The 17,362-nt window shown below is 63.2% G+C and carries 8 protein-coding genes and 4 tRNA genes; 8 read left to right on the top strand and 4 right to left on the bottom strand.

The window, feature by feature from the left end; genetic code table 11:
• The first annotated feature begins 124 nt into the window (after positions 1–124).
• The 6 genes from RQ593_RS04920 (at position 125) to RQ593_RS04895 (ending at position 7,387) form a co-directional block, all read left to right on the top strand.
• Entirely contained in the window at positions 125–3,481 is a 3,357-nt protein-coding gene (locus RQ593_RS04920; protein WP_311449962.1) for a bifunctional [glutamine synthetase] adenylyltransferase/[glutamine synthetase]-adenylyl-L-tyrosine phosphorylase, read from the top strand.
• A 413-nt stretch (positions 3,482–3,894) separates the two neighbouring features.
• Positions 3,895–3,967: transfer RNA gene (locus tag RQ593_RS04915), tRNA-Gly, on the top strand.
• A gap of 47 nt (positions 3,968–4,014) precedes the next feature.
• Positions 4,015–4,085, top strand: a tRNA-Cys gene (locus RQ593_RS04910).
• Positions 4,086–4,109: 24 nt separating this feature from the next.
• Positions 4,110–4,181, top strand: a tRNA-Val gene (locus RQ593_RS04905).
• Between the two features lie 546 nt (positions 4,182–4,727).
• The gene (locus RQ593_RS04900) at positions 4,728–5,720 is read left to right on the top strand and encodes an HNH endonuclease signature motif containing protein (RefSeq protein ID WP_311449961.1); all 993 of its coding nucleotides are present in this window, start codon (positions 4,728–4,730) and stop codon (positions 5,718–5,720) included.
• Between the two features lie 305 nt (positions 5,721–6,025).
• Entirely contained in the window at positions 6,026–7,387 is a 1,362-nt protein-coding gene (locus tag RQ593_RS04895; protein WP_311449960.1) for a hypothetical protein, read from the top strand.
• Between the two features lie 377 nt (positions 7,388–7,764).
• On the opposite strand, the gene hrpA is transcribed toward RQ593_RS04895, so the two are convergent.
• A complete protein-coding gene (gene hrpA, locus RQ593_RS04890) occupies positions 7,765–12,300 on the bottom strand; it encodes an ATP-dependent RNA helicase HrpA (protein ID WP_311449959.1) in 4,536 nt (1,511 codons plus the stop codon).
• Positions 12,301–12,585: 285 nt separating this feature from the next.
• Here hrpA and RQ593_RS04885 point away from each other — a divergent pair, with 285 nt between their 5' ends.
• Positions 12,586–13,047 carry a helix-turn-helix domain-containing protein gene (locus RQ593_RS04885; protein WP_060823654.1) on the top strand — a complete coding sequence of 154 codons (462 nt, stop codon included), beginning with the start codon at positions 12,586–12,588 and terminating at the stop codon, positions 13,045–13,047.
• Positions 13,048–13,094: 47 nt separating this feature from the next.
• On the opposite strand, the gene RQ593_RS04880 is transcribed toward RQ593_RS04885, so the two are convergent.
• From RQ593_RS04880 to RQ593_RS04870, 3 genes are all read right to left on the bottom strand, one after another.
• A complete protein-coding gene (locus RQ593_RS04880; protein WP_311449958.1) occupies positions 13,095–14,327 on the bottom strand; it encodes an alpha/beta hydrolase in 1,233 nt (410 codons plus the stop codon).
• Between the two features lie 14 nt (positions 14,328–14,341).
• Positions 14,342–15,280 (bottom strand): NADP-dependent oxidoreductase, encoded by a 939-nt coding sequence (locus RQ593_RS04875; protein ID WP_311449992.1) that lies wholly within the window; start codon positions 15,278–15,280, stop codon positions 14,342–14,344.
• A gap of 230 nt (positions 15,281–15,510) precedes the next feature.
• Positions 15,511–15,584: transfer RNA gene (locus tag RQ593_RS04870), tRNA-Arg, on the bottom strand.
• 74 nt (positions 15,585–15,658) lie between these two features.
• On the opposite strand from RQ593_RS04870, the gene argS reads away from it, so the two are divergent.
• Positions 15,659–17,323, top strand: a complete 1,665-nt coding sequence (gene argS, locus RQ593_RS04865) for an arginine--tRNA ligase (RefSeq protein ID WP_311449957.1) — start codon at positions 15,659–15,661, stop codon at positions 17,321–17,323.
• The last annotated feature ends 39 nt before the right edge of the window (positions 17,324–17,362 follow it).

The following is a 17,362-nucleotide window of genomic DNA, read 5'->3' as shown; positions in this document are numbered from 1 at the left end:
CTCAGGGCGGTACCCGCAACCGGTAACACGCCGGCGGGTACCGCCCACAGGTGTATCAGCATCGCTTTTATCCCGCCGAAATTTATACTCTCCACCCCACGGTTCTACCCACAGTTCTCACGCTATGACTGACAGCTCTCACTACCCGGCCACCGGGCTCATCCGCATTGTTGACCCCGCCAAAGAACCCAAGCCACTGACCGACATCGCCCCCGATGCGCTCGACGACGAACAGCGCGCCGAAGCCGAACGCAAAGCACAGCTGCGCCTGCACACCCGCATGATTGCCACCGGTTTTCACGACCCGTCCAAGGCGGAACGCTGGCTTAATGCGCCCGAACTGCAGCCTGTCTCGCAGGATGCGCTCTTTGCCGGGCTGCGCCTCGCACCCTCACCGGACATTGCCCTACCCGCCCTCGTGCGCCTCATCGAGAAGCACCCCGCAGTCGCCGAGCGCGCCAACCGAGGCACGGAAGAATTCGGCATGTACCGACTGCTCGGTGCATCCCAGGCGATTGGTGATTTCCTCTACCGCCGCCCCGAGCTCATCGATCCGCTTTTCGACACGCAGGTGTACCCCGCCGAGAGCGCGCTGATCCGCTCCCAGCACCCGGCGTCGATTCTGCCGGAGACCGACGGGGAATTCCTGACCCCCATCGCACCGTTGGACACCCCCTACCGCCGCGATATCCTCACCGCCCTCGGCGCGGACCCCCACGCGGAGCGTCCGCGCGCTGCCGCCGAGCAGACCGGCAAGGACGGCTACGTGACCCTGCGTGTCGCCTACCGCGCCGCCCTGGCGCGCATCGCCCTGCTCGACGTGTGCTGCGAAGACCCGGTCGAAATGATGCCCACTATCGGTCGTCACCTCGCCGATTTGGCTGCCGCCGCGCTGGAGGGTGCGCTCGCCATTGCCCGCACCGAAGTTGCGGAGGGGCTGGGCCCCGGCCTGGCGGCCCCTCGCCGCGGCGAGGCTGTAGACGCCCTGGACTTGGCGATTATCGGCATGGGTAAGTGCGGTGCCCGCGAGCTGAACTACATCTCTGACGTTGACGTGGTGTACGTGGTCGCGCCGGTCGAACCCGCGCCCAGCACCGGGGCAGAGGGGGAGACCACCCCGCTCAAGCTCACCGAGAACGAATGTTCCACCATCGGCACGGAACTCGTGCACGCCCTCACCCGCGCCATTATGGGCCCCGCACCCGAACCCGCTCTCTGGGAGGTTGACGCGAACCTGCGCCCCGAGGGTAAGGACGGCCCGCTCGTGCGCACCGTCGAATCCTACGTTCAGTACTACAAGCGCTGGGCAGAAAACTGGGAGTTCCAGGCGCTGCTCAAGGCGCGCCCCATCGCCGGTTCGGCGCAGCTGGGTGCCCGCTACGCCCGCGCCATTGACCCCTTCGTGTGGGAGTCCGCCGCCCGTGAATCCTTTGTGGAATCCGTGCAGGCGATGCGCGCCCGAGTGACCGACAATATTCCCTCGAACCAGGTGGACCGCCAGATTAAGCTGGGCCCGGGTGGCCTGCGCGATATTGAGTTCACCGTGCAGCTGCTGCAGCTCGTGCACGGTCGAACCGACCCTGCAGTGCACACCAAATCCACCGTGGACTCCCTGGCGGCGCTGACCGCCGTCAGCTACATTAGTCGTACCGACGCCGAAGCGTTCAGCCGCGACTACAAGAAGCTGCGCGTGCTCGAGCACCGCATCCAGCTGCAGCAGCTGCGCCGCACCCACCTGATGCCCGAGAAGGATGCCGAACAGCGCGCCCTCGCCCGCTCGATCCTGTCCCCGGAACGCAACGGCACGCTCTCCGCCAAGCAGATGCTCAAGGCATGGCAGAAAATTAAACGGAACGTCCGTTCACTGCATGAGCGGATTTTCTTCCGCCCGCTGCTCGCTGCCGTCTCCACGCTCAGCCGCGACGAAGTGGTGCTCAGCGAACAGGCGGCACAGGACCGTCTTGCAGCCCTCGGCTACCGCGATCCGCGCGGTGCCATGCGCCACATCAAGGCACTCACCACGGGACTTTCCCGCAGTGCAGACATTCAGCGGCACCTCATGCCCGTGCTGCTGGGCTGGTTCGCCCGCGGCGTGGATGCGGACGCCGGCCTGCTTGGATTCCGCATCGTCTCCGAATCGCTCGGCAGCACCAGCTGGTACCTGCGCATGCTCCGCGACTCACCCGCAGCCGCAGAACGCCTCAGCCAGCTACTCTCCAGCTCGCGCCCCATGACCGACCTGCTCGAGGACGCATCCGCCTCCATCGCCTGGCTGGACAAGGTCGCCGACCTCAAACCGCTGGGGGAAGAAGCGCTCGCTTCCGAGATTTCCTCCCTGCTGGTACGCCACGCGGACGCCGCCGAGGCGATGCGTGCCGTGCGCTACCTGCGCCGCCGCGAAACCCTGCGCACCGCCATGGGCTGGACCCTGGGCATCGTCGACATTGAGGACACCTGCGCCGGTCTTGCCGCCATCGACGAGTGCACGATCGGTGCGGCGCTGCAGATTGCCCTGCGTGAACTCCAAGCGGCACCGGAAGGCGCTGAACCCGCCGAAGTAGCCGAGCCCGCCGAAGCTGAGGCGGTAGCGGGGGAGAAGCTGCTCACCCGCATCGCCGTCATCGGCATGGGCCGCCTCGGCGGCGCCGAGAACGGCTTCGGCTCCGACGCGGACGTCATGTTCGTCCACGAACCCCTCGACGGGGCCGACGAAGACGCCGCACAGGAACAGGCGGCACGCATCGTCAACCGCACCCTGGCGCTCCTCAAACAGCCCGTCAAACCCGCCATTCGCGCCGAACGGCCCCTCGAAGTGGACGCCGACCTGCGCCCCGAAGGCAAGCAGGGCGCTATCGTGCGCTCGCTGGACTCCTACCGCTCCTACTACGAACGCTGGGCGGAAACCTGGGAGTTCCAAGCGCTCACACGCGCTCGCCCCATCGCCGGCGACGAGGCGCTCGGCGAGGCTTTCGGGGAGCTCATCGACCCGTACCGCTACCCGGCAACTTTCACGCCCGAACAGGTGCAGCAGATTCGCCGCATGAAGGCGCGCGTTGAAAACGAACGCATGCCGCACGGTGCCGACCGCACCCGCCAGCTCAAGCTCGGCCGCGGCGGCCTCTCCGACGTGGAATGGCTAGTCCAGCTCGTACAGCTACGCCACGCGCACGCCGTGCCCGGGCTGCGCACCACCTCCACCCTGAAGGCGCTAAACGCCGCGGTTGAGGCGGGGCTGGTCGAAGCTGCGGACGCTGAAATCCTCAGTGGCGCCTGGCTACTCGCCACGAAGATCCGCGGCGGCAACGTACTGCGCGGCGTGCGCCAATCCGACACCCTACCCTCGGGACGCGCCGACTTGGAAGCAATCGCCCGCTGGTGCGGATACCCCGCCGGCAGCGCACGCGCCCTCGAAGAGGACTACCTGCGCCAAACCCGCAACGCCCGCAAGGTCTACGAACGCCTCTTCTTCGAAGAACTCTAGAAAGATTCCAGAAAAATATGAGCCTGGCGTTTTTGCCAGTGCGGATTTCTGATGCGGATTTCATAGGGGAGGGGCGGGGAACCAGGTTCCCCACCCCTCCTTTTCGTGTCCTTGCGAAAAATTTTGCGGACGTTCTGCAGACATCGTGGAGGACATCGTGTGCCCGCCGCTGCCCTCACGGGAACAGTAACCACCCCAAAACCCCAAAAATGTGACCGGCACCATGAAAATAAATTTTGCTCGTGCATCTCAAAAACGAGCCCAAATACCCCGTTCTGCCCCGGAAACACGCGGAACACAAGGTGTTCTGCAAAGGATTTGGCAAACACTCAAAAACCCCGTATAGTATTTACCTGTCAGCACGACGGAGCGAAAAACTCCAACGGAATGATTCAAATTGAATACGCTGATATGCGGTTGTAGCTCAGTTGGTAGAGCACCACCTTGCCAAGGTGGATGTCGCGAGTTCAAGTCTCGTCAACCGCTCGTAAGGACTCCAAGAGTTCGAACGCGTTCCCTTGTGGAGCGTATGCGGTGAGGTGGTCGAGTGGTTAGGCAGCGGCCTGCAAAGCCGTGTACGCGGGTTCGAATCCCGTCCTCACCTCGCAACAAAACAACTGTTTTGTGAGCGCGATTGGCGCAGCGGTAGCGCGCTTCCCTGACACGGAAGAGGTCACTGGTTCGATCCCAGTATCGCGCACAAAGGAAAACCCCTTAGCTTTACGGCTAAGGGGTTTTGTGTTTAAATTTTTATTTTCTTGGTTTGTGGAGGGAAGGTGCCCTCCTTGTTCCTACAGGGGACCCGCCCTCGCTTCGCTTCGGGCACCCTGATGTCACTGCGGAGGACACCATCCCTCTGCCCCGTAGGTAAAACACTCGACCCCGGTTCAGTAAGCGCAGGGCTTGTGCGCGCGATACCGGCATAACGAACTTAAGGGGGAGGGGCTGTCGCCCTCTCAATCTTTTGCTGGCTCCGCCAAATAGGTGGGTTGAAATTGCGGCTCAGCGCCGCACCTTCCGGAAGCGACATCAGGGTGCCCGCACGGGCGCTCTCCGCAGCGAAGCAAGGAAGAGCGGAGCGTCCGGGTGCGGCGGGTTCCCCTGCAGGAGCGCAGGAAGGGAGCGGTGCGGAAGCCTATACACCTCCAACGTGACCAAACGCTTTGCACGCCGCGAATACCTCCGATACCCTAATGGAGGAAATCTATCACTCACAGATACACCGCCGTATCACAAAGGAACACCCATGAAATTCCTCAAAGGGCTCGGCATCTTCTTCGCCGTATGCCTCGCCTTCTCCCTCTGGTACGTCATCCTCGGCGCCGCCATCATCGTGCTCATCGTGGGCATCATCCTGACCATCCGCAAAAACCGGTACTTCGCATCCCCCGAATTCCAGACGCACCGGCAACGCACCGCCACACTCGCCAGCGAATACAACGAAGTCGCCAGCTACGTGCACGACATCTACACCCACGGAATCTTCGAACTCGGCACCTCCACCAACGGCATGTATGGCCACCTCGCCACCGTCGAAGTTCAACAACCCAAAACCTGGCAGACGCTACTGCGGAAGAAACCCGAAGAACGCCACCCGCACGTCTATAACTCCTCCCAACAGGTCGTTCTCGAAGCCGAACGGGACCCCATCGGCAGCCTCACCAAATACTTCCACATCGAAGCCGACCTGCAAACCCTCAAAGACGTACAGCGCCTCTCCGACGATATCGCGCGCCTCGAAACCGCAATCGACAACGTGCGACGCCGCGAAGAGGACATGATTGCACATATCAGCCCGCCCCAATTTATCACCAAGAACTACGCCGACGAGTTCTGGAACAAACTCAACGTCTGCCACGTGGGGCTGACCGTGCCGTACCCCGTCTACCGCTTCGAATACACCTCGATCGGAGGCAAAGAAAACCGCGCTGTCACCGTCACCCTCGACACCCCAACCCTCGACGCGCTTTCCGAAACCCTCGAACGCAAAATACGCTGGGCATGGCCCGAAGGCGGCGAACGCACCCTCCTGACCGCGCAGCTACGCCAACGCATCAAAGAACGCGACAACTACACCTGCCAAAACCCCGGATGCAGCAACTCCATCATGCGTGAACGAATCCTCATCCTAGAGGTCGTCCACAAGGTGCCGCTCTCCGAAGGCGGCAACAACGAGTCCGAGAACTTGCAGACCCTCTGCTGGCGTTGCGTGCGCGGACGGAACCTGCGGCTCGCATAAAGCCGCACCTTCTGAAAGCGACATCAGGGTGCCACCCCGGGCGCTCTCCGCAGCGAAGCAAGGAAGAGCGGAGCGTCCGGGTGCGGCGGGTTCCCCTGCAGGAGCGAAGGAAGGAAGTGGCGCGAGGCAGCCAAGAGCTCCCATACCGTGCTCAAGCCAGGGATTTATGTTAAGGCTGAAGTTAAGGGTATTCTTTTGAGCGGCGCCGAATTTCTTTCCGCAGCAAGCAATTCGAGGCTTGCATGGATTCAGATACCGTCGCGCCGCACACCACCTAATATTTTCCTCATCCTAAAGGGCATACCATGTCTTCATCCCTGACCCGCCGCAAGCTTGTCGCGGGCGTAGCCTGGGCGGCACCGGTCGTCGCGGCATCGGCAACCATCCCCTCCTACGCAGCATCCGTCGCCGCAGACTGTACCCTGGCGGCCAGCCCTGCCTACAGCATCTCCGGCACCGACGAGGGCGCCAAGACCGTCAAGACATTCACCGTCCCCAACAACGTCTACAAGCTCCGCTTCGAACTGGTCGGCGGCGCGGGCGGCACCAACAACCGCATGACCCCCGCCGGCTCCGGCGCGAAGGTCACCGGCGTTGTTGCGGTTACCCCCGGATCCACCGTGCAAATCGTGGCCGCCGCGGGCGGTATCGGTGACGGCTCCCTTACCCCCACGGCCGGCGGTGAAGGCTACGGCAACGGCGGCTCCGTGCCCGCCTACACCATCCCCGCCAGCGTCACCGCGCAGGTGGACGCCAAGTACGCTAATCCGGCGAACTCCAAGAGCCAGGTCTACGCCGCATCCGGCGGCGGCTCCTCAGCACTGCTCATCGATGGCGTTGTTGTAGCTGTAGCAGGCGGCGGTGGCGGCGCGGGTATGACCAGCTCCGGCGTGTCCTACGCGGACCCCTGGTACTCCAACCTCGACGGCCAGATCGATGCCGGCGTGGCGGCCCTCGGCTCGGACGCATCCCCGCAGTTCGGCGCGGCGGGTAGCGCCTCCGCTGCGGCGGGCTCCAACGGCACCCCCGGCTACGAAATCTACAAGGCTGAACGTTCCAAGGTCCTGAGCTACAACTCCGGTTTCGGCGGCGCGGCGGGCGTGGGCGGTGCAGGCGGCGCGGCGGGCACCCTGCCGGTTAGCGGCCCCGTCATCGGCTTTGAAAGCACCAACAACCAGGTGCTGTTCAGCCAGTTCGTCGCAGGTAACGCGGGCACGAGCGGCTTCGCGGGCAACGGTGGCGACGGCGCGGGCGCGTACTCCTACCAGCTCGACGAGAACCCCGCCAGCGTGCACGAGAAGGGCACCTACGAGGACCGCAGCTGGGACCTGGACGTCTACAACGACGAGGGCGCATATGCGCAGAACTTCAACGGCTACCAGTCCGTGGTGTCCGGCGGCGGCGGCGCGGGCTACGGCGGTGGCGGTTCCGGAGCGGCCCAGTCCGTCTCCTCGATTGTGCTGACCCAGAAGTGGCTGAACAGCCCGACCGGCGTACGTCAGGGCCTGGGCTACACGATGCAGGGCGGCGCCGGTGGCGCGGGCGGCTCGTACCTCGCCCCGTCGGTGAGCGACGGCTCCATCGCCTCGGCCGAGAACGCGCCGCAGTGGATGCACGACCGCGGTAACGGCTCCGTGACGGTGACCTTCTGCGAGGCGGCAGCCTAACCTGTCTTGGTCGCTCTTGCCAATTCGCGGGTGGAGGCGGCTATGCCTTCCGGAAGCGACATCAGGGTGCCGCCCCGGGCGCTCTCCGCAGCGAAGCAAGGAAGAGCGGAGCGTCCGGGTGCGGCGGGTTCCCCTGCAGGAGCGGAGGAAGTGCATAGCTTGCCGACCCAACCGGGCACTGAAAAACCACAGATACGAAAGAGCCCCACACGAGGTAATCGTGTGGGGCTCTTTGCCGTTCACAGCACAAGCCGAGACGGGAACCTAGCGCGGGAAGGCGGTGTCGTCCGTAGCGACATCAGGGTGCCCGAGCTCTGCGAGGGCGGGTGCCCCTGTAGGAGCGAGGACGAACACCGCCGTCCGCACAACCTCACAAGCTAGCGCTTGATAGCGTCCAGCGCCTCACGCTGAGCCTTCGCAATGCGCTTCTCAGACACCGTGTAGGCGGTACCAAGCTCCTGGGCGAAGAAGCTGACGCGCAGCTCCTCAATCATCCAGTTCACGCGGCGGAGCGCATCCGGAACGATGGTGCCTGCAGGGAGCGACTTGACCGCGTTATCGTAGGAATCCTCAAGATCCTGCACGGTGAGCATGAGCTGGTTGTCGCGGTGCAGGTTCGGGCCGAGCTTCGTCAGGCGCACCTGGGCTGCCTTGAGGTAGCGCGGGATGTGAACCAGCTGGTCGTAGCCGGTCTGCGCCACGAACCCGGGGTAGACGAGGTTCTCCATCTGTGCCTTCACGTCGGAGACGGCGTGCATGGTCGTCAGCGAGGTGGCCTTCTTGATAGCCTTCTTCAGCGCGGTGGCTTCGGAGAGGATTTCGGCGACGAGCTTGGTCACGTCAAAGACCGTCTCGATGAGTTCGGCGCGCACGTGCTCGTAGAGTTCGCTGTATTCGGCGTACGTGAAGATGGGGGTGTGCGGCACGAGGTGGTCGAGCGCCGCGACGGTGCAGTCGCGAATGAGCTCGTCGATGGAGCCGTGCGGGTTCTGCGTGAAGACGATTTTCTCCTTGTGGGAGAGGTGTTCGCTCACGTAGCGTACGGGCGAGGGTACCTGCAGCTGGAGCAGACGGATGATGCCGCGACGCTGCGCGTGCAGCTGCTCTGCTTCGGTGGGGAAGATGCGCAGACCCACGCTAGAGCCTTCGTCCACGAGAGCGGGGTAGCCGTTAACCGCCTGGGTCGCGATGACACGCTGTACCTTGCGGGGGATTTCTCCGTTGGGGAAGAGGTCGGCGGGGAAGGCAGTGAGGCCGGTGACCTCGCGTACTCCGCCGGATGCACCCGCCTCGGCCTGGGCGCCCTTCGCCGGGCTCTTCGCGCCCTTCTTAGCAGAAGCCGCGGGGCCACTCGCGTTGCCAGAGCCGCCTGAGTTGCCTGATCCGCCCTGGGCGAGCGCCACCATTTTTGCCATGGTGTCGTCGGATGCGCCGAGCGAGTCGGCGAGGGCGCTGCGAATCTCCTTGTGGAGCTGCTGCTGCAGGGCGCGCAGGTCCTTGCCTTCGCCCAGGATTTTGTTGCGTGCGTTGCGCACCTGGAATCCCATTTTCAGGTGTTCGGGCACGGCGTCCCAGTTGAAGGCTTCGGGCTCGACAACGACGCCGCGCAGGCGGCGTAGTACGAGTGCCAGGGAGGGGATGAGTTCGTCGGTGGCGGGGGAGTAGTCCTCTTCCAGGGCGGCGCAGGCGGCGCGTGCTACGTCGGGTGCGGGCACGAAGTTGCGTCGAATCGCCTTGGGGAGCGATTTGATGAGTGCGGTGACGAGTTCGTGGCGCAGGCCGGGGATCTGCCAGCGGAACGGTTCGGGGCTCAGCTGGTTGAGGAACAGGATGGGTACCTGGACTGCTACGCCGTCGCGCTTGGCGGCGTCGGTGCGGGCGCCTCCGATGCCGGCGGTGGGGGCGTATTCGTAGCGCAGGTCGAGGGTCAGTTCGCCGCTGTCGGTGCGCTGCACCCACTGGCGCGGGAACTGGGAGTCGTCGTAGTCGGCGGCTTCCTCGTTGATGAGCTTTTCGGGGTTGAAGTCCAGGAAGTTGTCGTCTTCGAGACGTGCCTGCTTCCACCACTTGTCGAAGGCGCGCACATCCGTCACGTGGGCGGGGATGCGTGCGTCGTAGAAGGCGAAGAGTACGGAGTCGTCTACGCGCAGGTCGCGGCGGCGTAGGCGTGCTTCGAGTTCTTCGACTTCGGCGAGGGCGCGCTGGTTGCGCAGGTAGAACTTGTGCTGGGTGTGCCATTGGCCTTCGACGAGGGCGGACTGGATGAACAGTTCGCGGGCTGCGGCGGCGTCTACGCGGGCGTATTGCACGGGGCGGTCGGCGTAGATGGTCAGGCCGAAGAGGGTGCCCTTGGCGTAGGCGACTGCCGCGCCGGAGCTGAGCGACCAGTGCGGTTCGGAGTATTGCACGCTGATGAGGTGCTTGCCGATTTCTTCGATCCACTGCGGGTCGATGGAGGCGTTGGTGCGCGCCCACAGGCGGGAGGTTTCGACGAGTTCGGCGGAGAGCACCCAGTCGGGGCTCTTTTTGAACAGGCCGGAGCCGGGGAAGATCGCGAATTTGGTGCCGCGTGCGCCGAGGTATTCGCGGGGGCCGCGGTTGCGTCCCTTGGAGTCCTTTTCGCGTTCTTCCTTGACGCCCACGTGCGAGAGCAGGCCGGAGAGCAGGCTCTTGTGGATGTCGATTTCGTGGGCGGAGGCGTTGATGTCCCTGCCGCCGCTGGCGTGAATGTTGGCGGTGCGTCCCATTTCGCGTAGCTGGGCGAAGAGGTCCTGCCATTCGCGGATGCGCAGGTAGTTGATGTATTCGCGGTGGCACATTTTGCGCAGCTGCGAGGAGGACAGCGCCGCCTGCTGCTCGTTGATGTAGTCCCAGAGTCGCAGGAAGGAGGAGAAGTCGGAGGTGTCGTCGACGAAGCGGGCGTGCATGGCGTCTGCTTCGGCGCGCACGTCGGCGGGGCGTTCGCGCGGGTCCTGGATGGTCAGGGCGGCGGCGAGCACCATCATTTCCTTGGCGCAGTTGCGACGGCCGCCTTCGATGATCATGCGGGCGAGGCGCGGGTCCACGGGGAATGCCGCCATGGCTCGGCCGATGGCGGTGAGGGTTGCGCTGTTGCCGCGGCCCTTGCGGGGGCTGCGGGGGCGTTCGGTGAGCGCGCCGAGTTCGCGCAGCAGGTTCACGCCGTCGTTGATGGCGCGGGATGCGGGCGGCTGCACGAACGGGAAGCGGGAGATGTCGCCGGGTTCGCGGACCACGCCGATTGCGATCATCTGCAGGATGACGGCTGCGAGGTTGGTGCGCAGAATTTCGGGGTCGGTGAACTCGGGGCGTGAGTTGAAGTCTTCTTCGGAGTAGAGGCGGATTGCGATGCCGTCGCTGACGCGGCCGCATCGGCCGGAACGCTGGTTGGCGCTTGCCTGCGAGATGCGTTCGATGGGCAGGCGCTGAACCTTGGTGCGTGCCGAGTAGCGGGAGATGCGGGCGGTGCCGGTGTCGATGACGTACTTGATGCCGGGCACGGTCAGCGAGGTTTCGGCAACGTTCGTGGCGAGCACGATGCGCGGGCGGGTTCCGGGGGAGAACACGCGGTGCTGCTCGGCGAGCGAGAGGCGCGCGTACAGGGGCAGCACTTCGTAGTTCAGGCGCGGCGACTTGGCGACCATCGCCTCGATAGCGTCCTTGGCGTCGCGGATTTCGCGTTCACCGGAGAAGAAGATGAGGATGTCGCCGGGCGCTTCCTTGGAGAGCTCCTTGATGGCGTCGAGGATGCCGTCGGTGGGGTCGTGGTCGTCCTCGATTTCGTCGTCGCTGAGGTAGTCTTCCTCGTCGAGCGGGCGGTAACGGATTTCCACGGGGTAGGTTCGGCCGGACACCTCAATGATGGGCGGCGCGTCGTCGGGCAGGATCGCTTCGGCGATTTCGCGTTCTTCGGCGCTGAGGTTTTCGTCGACGATGCCCTTGCCCGGCACGTAGCTGGGGGAGAAGTGGCGCGCGAAACGCTCCGGGTCGATGGTTGCGGAGGTGATGATGACCTTCAAATCCGGGCGCTGCGGCAGGATGCGCTTGAGGTAGCCGAGGATGAAGTCAATGTTCAGGCTGCGTTCGTGCGCCTCGTCAATGATGAGGGTGGAGTAGCGGCGCAGCAGCTTGTCGTTCTGAATTTCGGCGAGCAGAATGCCGTCGGTCATGAGTTTGATGGCGCTGTGTTCGCCAACTTCGGAGGTGAATCGCACCTGGTAGCCGACGGTTTCGCCAATTTTCTGTCCGAGTTCTTCGGCGATGCGTTCGGCGACGGAGCGTGCGGCGAGTCGGCGCGGCTGGGTGTGGCCGATGAGGCCCTTAGCACCCAGGCCCAGGTCGAGGCACATTTTGGGGATCTGGGTGGTTTTACCGGAGCCGGTTTCACCCGCGATGATGACGACCTGGTTGTCGCGGATCGCGTTCATGATGTCTTCACGGCGTTCGCTGACGGGCAGCTCTTCGGGGTAGGTGATGACCTCGGGGATGAGCGGCTCGTAGCGGCGCGGTGCCGGGCGGTTCTGCTGGTTGCCCTGGTTGCTTTGGTTGCCACCCTGCTGGTTGCCCTGCTTAGGGGCGCGGTTGTTACCGCCTCCGTGTCGGGTAGAGCGGGAGGCGTTGGAGTTGCGTTCGGAGGCGCCGCGGGAGGAGTTCTTGCGGTCTGCGCTATTCTTCTGGGCGCTGTTCTTCTGTGTACCCTTCTTCGGGGCGCCGTTATTTACCGCGTTGTTCTCGGTAGTTTTATCTGCGGTCTTTTCGCCGGTTTTTGCACCGGTTTTTTCGGAGGATCGTACCTTTGCCGCGTGGATTGCGGCTGCCATGCTCGCCATGGTGGGGGCGGTGCGGGGGGCCTTAGAAGTATCTGCGTGTTTCTTCGTGGATTTCTGCTCAGACATATCCTATCCAGTGTACTCGCCTTGCCCGCGGTGGGCTTGGGGTGTGCTTTGTTTGTCATATTTGGGTTTGTTCGCGGGAACCCTGTGTGGGTAGCGGCGGAATGATGGCCCTCAAAAGGACAGTTAAGATACAATAAATGACATTAAATACTATCTATATAGCTAATAAATATTCATCTGAATTATATGCACTACAGATGCGAATTAACTGCGCCTCTTAACTTTCTTTCGATAGTTTCGTTCAACTGCTACAGTGGTGAATAACACAGTAACGAAGGAGTGACTATGCCATCACCAAAGACGTACCCGGCAACACGTGCTGCAGTGTTGGATTGCTGCGAAGATGGGCAGCAGGAAGAAATTCACCACCGCTGCGAAGAGCTCTTCCAAGCCCTCGTTCACGCGAGTCTGCGCACCCACTTCGACCGCCTCAGCGCCGAAGAAACCCTCTACCTGGTCACCGGCGACGGCGAGCGCGTACAGATTTCCCCCGAAATGTACGGACCCCTCACCTCCGTAGCGCGCGCATTCGCCGACCGCAAGGATGTCTGCGTGGTACGCCAGGACCGCCTGATGACCACGCAGGAGGCGGCAGACTACCTGGGCGTATCCCGCCCGACCGTTGTTCGCCTGCTGGAGCGCGGAGATATTCCGTTCGAGCGCATTAACACGCACCGTCGCGTTGCTTTTGATGACCTCGAACGGTACCGCCTTGAGCACGAATACGTGAACCGCCGCGTTCGCTAAACCCGCATCTGGTCAATCACCGTCTGAATCATTCACCGTCTGATCAATCACTCTGATGAGACAGTGCGGTTCAGAAATTGCAGCATCTGCTGAACAATCTCGGGGCTAAAACAGCGTGAATCCCCGTGTTCGGCATCCGGAACCAGCACCAAATCGGTAGGCACCTGCCGCGTGCGCAGCGCCTGATACACCCGCACCGATTGCTGGTACGGCACACACGAATCACTAATACCGTGCACGAGCATGAGGGGCGTGGCACCGCCGCTTGCACCCTGTGCTAAGGCACTTTCGAACTTATTCACTCGTTTCAGGTTCACTCTTTTCTGGGGGCGTACCGCATCAATAGGATGCGCACGCTCCCAGTTCTTTTGGGCACGCTCGATGCAGACACCCGGAACCACCCGCTCACCTTTGGAGATGTCGATAGTAGACGCGTCTGCGGGCACCGGGTAGGTGCTTCCCAGCAGTCGCCATTCGGCGCCATCGTCCTCGGGATGATTGAGGGCGTAGCCGGCCAGGGGACGATCGGTGAAGATGGTCCTCAAATCGCTGACCCCGTAAAACGAAGCCGCCGCCGCCACCTGCGAACTATGGGACGGGTAGGCGCTTGCCGCCCTGCCTTCAAAGTATTCCTCGTGCTCTGGTGCGCCCGCAGAGTCCCCATATGCAGGGTCCTCAAATGCAGGGTCACTGGCGGCGGAATCTCCCGTATGCGCAACCATCATGCTTAGGTGCCCGCCGGCGCTTCCGCCCGCTACCGCAATGCGCTGCGGGTCGATGCCGAACTCGTGCGCGTTGGCGCGGAAGAAACGCACCGCCTCCTTCACATCGTGCAGGGCACCCGGGAAGAGTGCCTGATGCGAATACCGGTAGTTGATGGACGCGACCGCCCAGCCTGCCTGCTGAAAAGCGGCGCGCATGAGCGCCTGGGTATTGGGCTGCTCCCCGTCAGGGGTGCGCAGGATGGTGTCGCGTAGGGCCTGGTTGGTGCCGAAGCGCCAGGCGCCACCGTGAACCCACACCAGCAGAGGCGCGGGAGAAGAATCAGCAGCCGCGGGGAAGAAATCGTAGGCGAACGCCTCGCGAGTTACGGGCGACTGCGCACCGTAGTCGGGTAGCGAGTGGGCATCGTAAAAGCCCGCCTCGCGGTAAAAACCGGAGCGGTACTCGGTACTCTCAATGGTCGGCACGCCCTCAGCGTGCGGTGCGCCCTTAACCTTCGGCACGCCCTCAGCGTTCAGTGCGCCCTCAATCTTCGGCGCGCTCTCAGAAGTCTGCATGAATCAGCACCTCGTTAGGGAACCAGTACGATCTTGCCGCGGGTGCGCCCGGCCGCCACCAGGGCGTGAGCCTGCGCAGCCTGCGAAAAATCAAGCACCTGATCCACGTGCACCTTCAACAGGCCCAGGGACATGAGGCGGGCAATCTCCTGCATCTGCACACGGTCCGGGTGAACCGTCAGCCACTGCGCCTGGAAGCCGCGCTCACGCGCCACATCCAGCGGGTCGGGGCTGGTCAGGGTGACAATACGACCGCCGGGAACCAGCACCTCCAGCGAATCGAGGAAGGTCTGCTGACCGGTGGAATTGAGCACCACATCCATGGTCTGACCCAGTACCGAACGGAAATCCTCGGTGCGGTAATCAATGGGCTGGGCGCCCAGCGAGCGCACAAACTCGTGGTTTGCCGCGGAGGCGGTCGCAAAAACCTGAGCTCCAGCCTGAGCCGCCAGCTGAACGGCGAGGTGACCGACGCCTCCGGCACCGGCGTGAATGAGCACGCGCTCGCCTTCCTTCAGCTGCGCCACCTCAAAGAGTGCCTGGTATGCGGTCAGTGCCGCCAGGGGAGCGCCGCCCAACTGGGCGCAGGGAACATCGGCGGGCACCTTCACCAGCTGATGCGCCGGGGCAAGCACATACTCGGCGTACGCACCTGCGGGGGAGGGGAAAGAAACCAGACCAAATACACCGTCGCCCACCTTGAAACCCGTGTAGTCGCCAGCGGTGGCAACCACGGTGCCGGCAACATCCCAACCGGGAACGAACGGCTTGTAGGAGGGATCGGCAAGCTGAGCGGCGGGGCCCAGACCCTTGCGGGTGGTCAGGTCGATGGGGTTCACGCCGGCGGCAACCGTCTTGATGAGCACGTGACCGCGCACCGGCGAGGGGATGGGCACGTTTGCTTCGTGCAGAACGCTTTCGTCGCCCCACTCGGTGAGCTGAATCTGGCGCATGGTGGTCACGGTTTACCTCCGCTGTCGTGGCTTAAAGTTCGGGTTGAGTTGAACAGTGTGCGCGTTCCCCATTCTCTCAAGGGTGCGAGCGTTGCCACAACAGGGCGGCAGGTAGTGTCCACGCTCTGACGTTGAAAAGTGGGCGGGGCAGCATGGCAGTTAAATAAAAAGGAGCCGACACCCGCTGTGCGAGTATCGGCTCCCATGTTCCCTCTCGAATAAGAACATCGTGCCCCTGAAAGGATTCGAACCTTCGACCCCCAGTACCGGAAACTGGTGCTCTAATCCGCTGAGCTACAGAGGCAACCCCACCATGGTATCAGATAAGCGCTAGATAAACGGTCAGTCGCCTGCCAATGCTTGCTAGAATAGTTTGTTATGACTCCTGAAGAACTCTCTGAAGCCATTGCGCTTGCCCTTGAAGAAACCATTTCCTCCGGCCAGCTGACCCTCGTGGAGGGCGCTGAACTGCCCGCCGTCCGAGTAGAGCGCCCCAAGTCCCGCGAACACGGTGACTGGGCAACCAACGTCGCTCTGCAGCTCGCCAAGAAGGTGGGCAAGAACCCGCGTGAGGCAGCAGCTCTTCTGGCAGAGAAGATTGGCGCCATCCCCGGTGTCGCATCCGTAGATATTGCTGGTCCCGGCTTCCTGAACATCACCCTGGACGCCGCAGCTGCTGGTGAGCTTGCCGCCACCATCGTTGAGGCTGGCGAAGCATACGGCCGCAGCGACAAGTTCGCCGGTAAGACCATCAACCTTGAGTTCGTCTCCGCGAACCCCACCGGCCCCATCCACCTGGGCGGCACCCGCTGGGCTGCCGTCGGTGATGCGCTCGCCCGCGTCCTTGAGGCTGAGGGCGCTAACGTCGTGCGCGAATACTACTTCAACGACCACGGCACCCAGATTGACCGTTTCGTGCGCTCCCTGATTGCCGCTGCCCGCGGTGAGGACACCCCCGAGGACGGCTACGCTGGCGCGTACATTGTGGACATTAAGGATCAGATTCTGGCTCAGCGCCCCGACGCGCTTGAGGCTGAGAACCCCGAAGAGATTTTCCGCGAAATCGGTACTCACCTGATGTTCGATCAGATTAAGGAGTCCCTGGCGGCATTCGGTACCTACTTTGACGTGTTCTTCCACGAGAACTCCGTGTTCGAGGGCGGCAAGGTGGATGCCCTGCTCGAGACCATGCGTGAGAACGGTCAGCTCTTCGAAGCTGACGGCGCATGGTGGATGCGCACCACCGACTACGGCGACGACAAGGACCGCGTGGTCATCAAGTCTGACGGCAACCACGCCTACGTGGCGGGCGATATCGCCTACTACCAGGACAAGATGACCCGTGCCGAGAACCCCGCCGACGTGGCGATTTACATGCTCGGTGCTGACCACAACGGCTACGTGGGCCGCCTGAAGGCTATCGCCCAGATTCTTGGCTACCGCGCCGACCAGATTGAGGTCATGATCGGTCAGCTGGTGAACCTGGTCAAGGACGGCAAGCCCGTCCGCATGTCCAAGCGCGCCGGCACCGTGGTCACCCTTGAGGACCTGGTTGAGGCCGTTGGTGTTGACGCGGCACGCTACGAGCTGACCCGCTACTCGGTGGACACCCCCATCGACATTGACCTGGGCCTGCTGACCTCCAAGAGCAACGAGAACCCGGTCTACTACGTGCAGTACGCTCACGCACGTACCGCCGCTGTGGCACGCAACGCCGCGGAGGCTGGCGTGAAGGTCGAGGACGGCGTGGACACCTCCCTGCTCGACTCCGCTGCTGACGGCGAGTTGCTGGCTGTGCTCGGTCAGTTCCCCGCTGCTGTGCGTGACGCCGCGAAGTTCTACGAGCCGCACCGAGTGAACCGCTACCTGGAGCAGCTCGCTTCGGCGTACCACAGCTGGTACGGCGTTTCCCGCGTCGCCCCCAAGGCGGATGAGGAGGTCACCGACCTGCACCGTACCCGCCTGCTGCTGAATAACGCGGCGCAGCAGGTGCTGGCTAACGGCCTGAACCTGCTGGGTGTGAGCGCACCCGAGCGCATGTAATACCCTTTTCGATTCAACCCCCGACCCGGTGCTACCGGG

The sequence above is a fragment of the uncultured Rothia sp. genome, assembly GCF_963507905.1.
In the GTDB taxonomy this organism is placed as follows: Bacteria; Actinomycetota; Actinomycetes; order Actinomycetales; family Micrococcaceae; genus Rothia.
Note: the sequence above shows the minus strand (reverse complement) of the source record. Positions and strands in the feature narration are given on the sequence as shown.

Bases quoted from the DNA above. Each gene is read 5' to 3' on its own strand.
- RQ593_RS04885 (WP_060823654.1), top strand. From the start codon at position 12,586: ATGCCATCACCAAAGACGTACCCGGCAACACGTGCTGCAGTGTTGGAT.
- RQ593_RS04900 (WP_311449961.1), top strand. From the start codon at position 4,728: ATGAAATTCCTCAAAGGGCTCGGCATCTTCTTCGCCGTATGCCTCGCC.
- argS (WP_311449957.1), top strand. From the start codon at position 15,659: ATGACTCCTGAAGAACTCTCTGAAGCCATTGCGCTTGCCCTTGAAGAA.
- RQ593_RS04880 (WP_311449958.1), bottom strand. From the start codon at position 14,327: ATGCAGACTTCTGAGAGCGCGCCGAAGATTGAGGGCGCACTGAACGCT.
- RQ593_RS04920 (WP_311449962.1), top strand. From the start codon at position 125: ATGACTGACAGCTCTCACTACCCGGCCACCGGGCTCATCCGCATTGTT.
- RQ593_RS04875 (WP_311449992.1), bottom strand. From the start codon at position 15,280: ATGCGCCAGATTCAGCTCACCGAGTGGGGCGACGAAAGCGTTCTGCAC.
- RQ593_RS04895 (WP_311449960.1), top strand. From the start codon at position 6,026: ATGTCTTCATCCCTGACCCGCCGCAAGCTTGTCGCGGGCGTAGCCTGG.
- hrpA (WP_311449959.1), bottom strand. From the start codon at position 12,300: ATGTCTGAGCAGAAATCCACGAAGAAACACGCAGATACTTCTAAGGCC.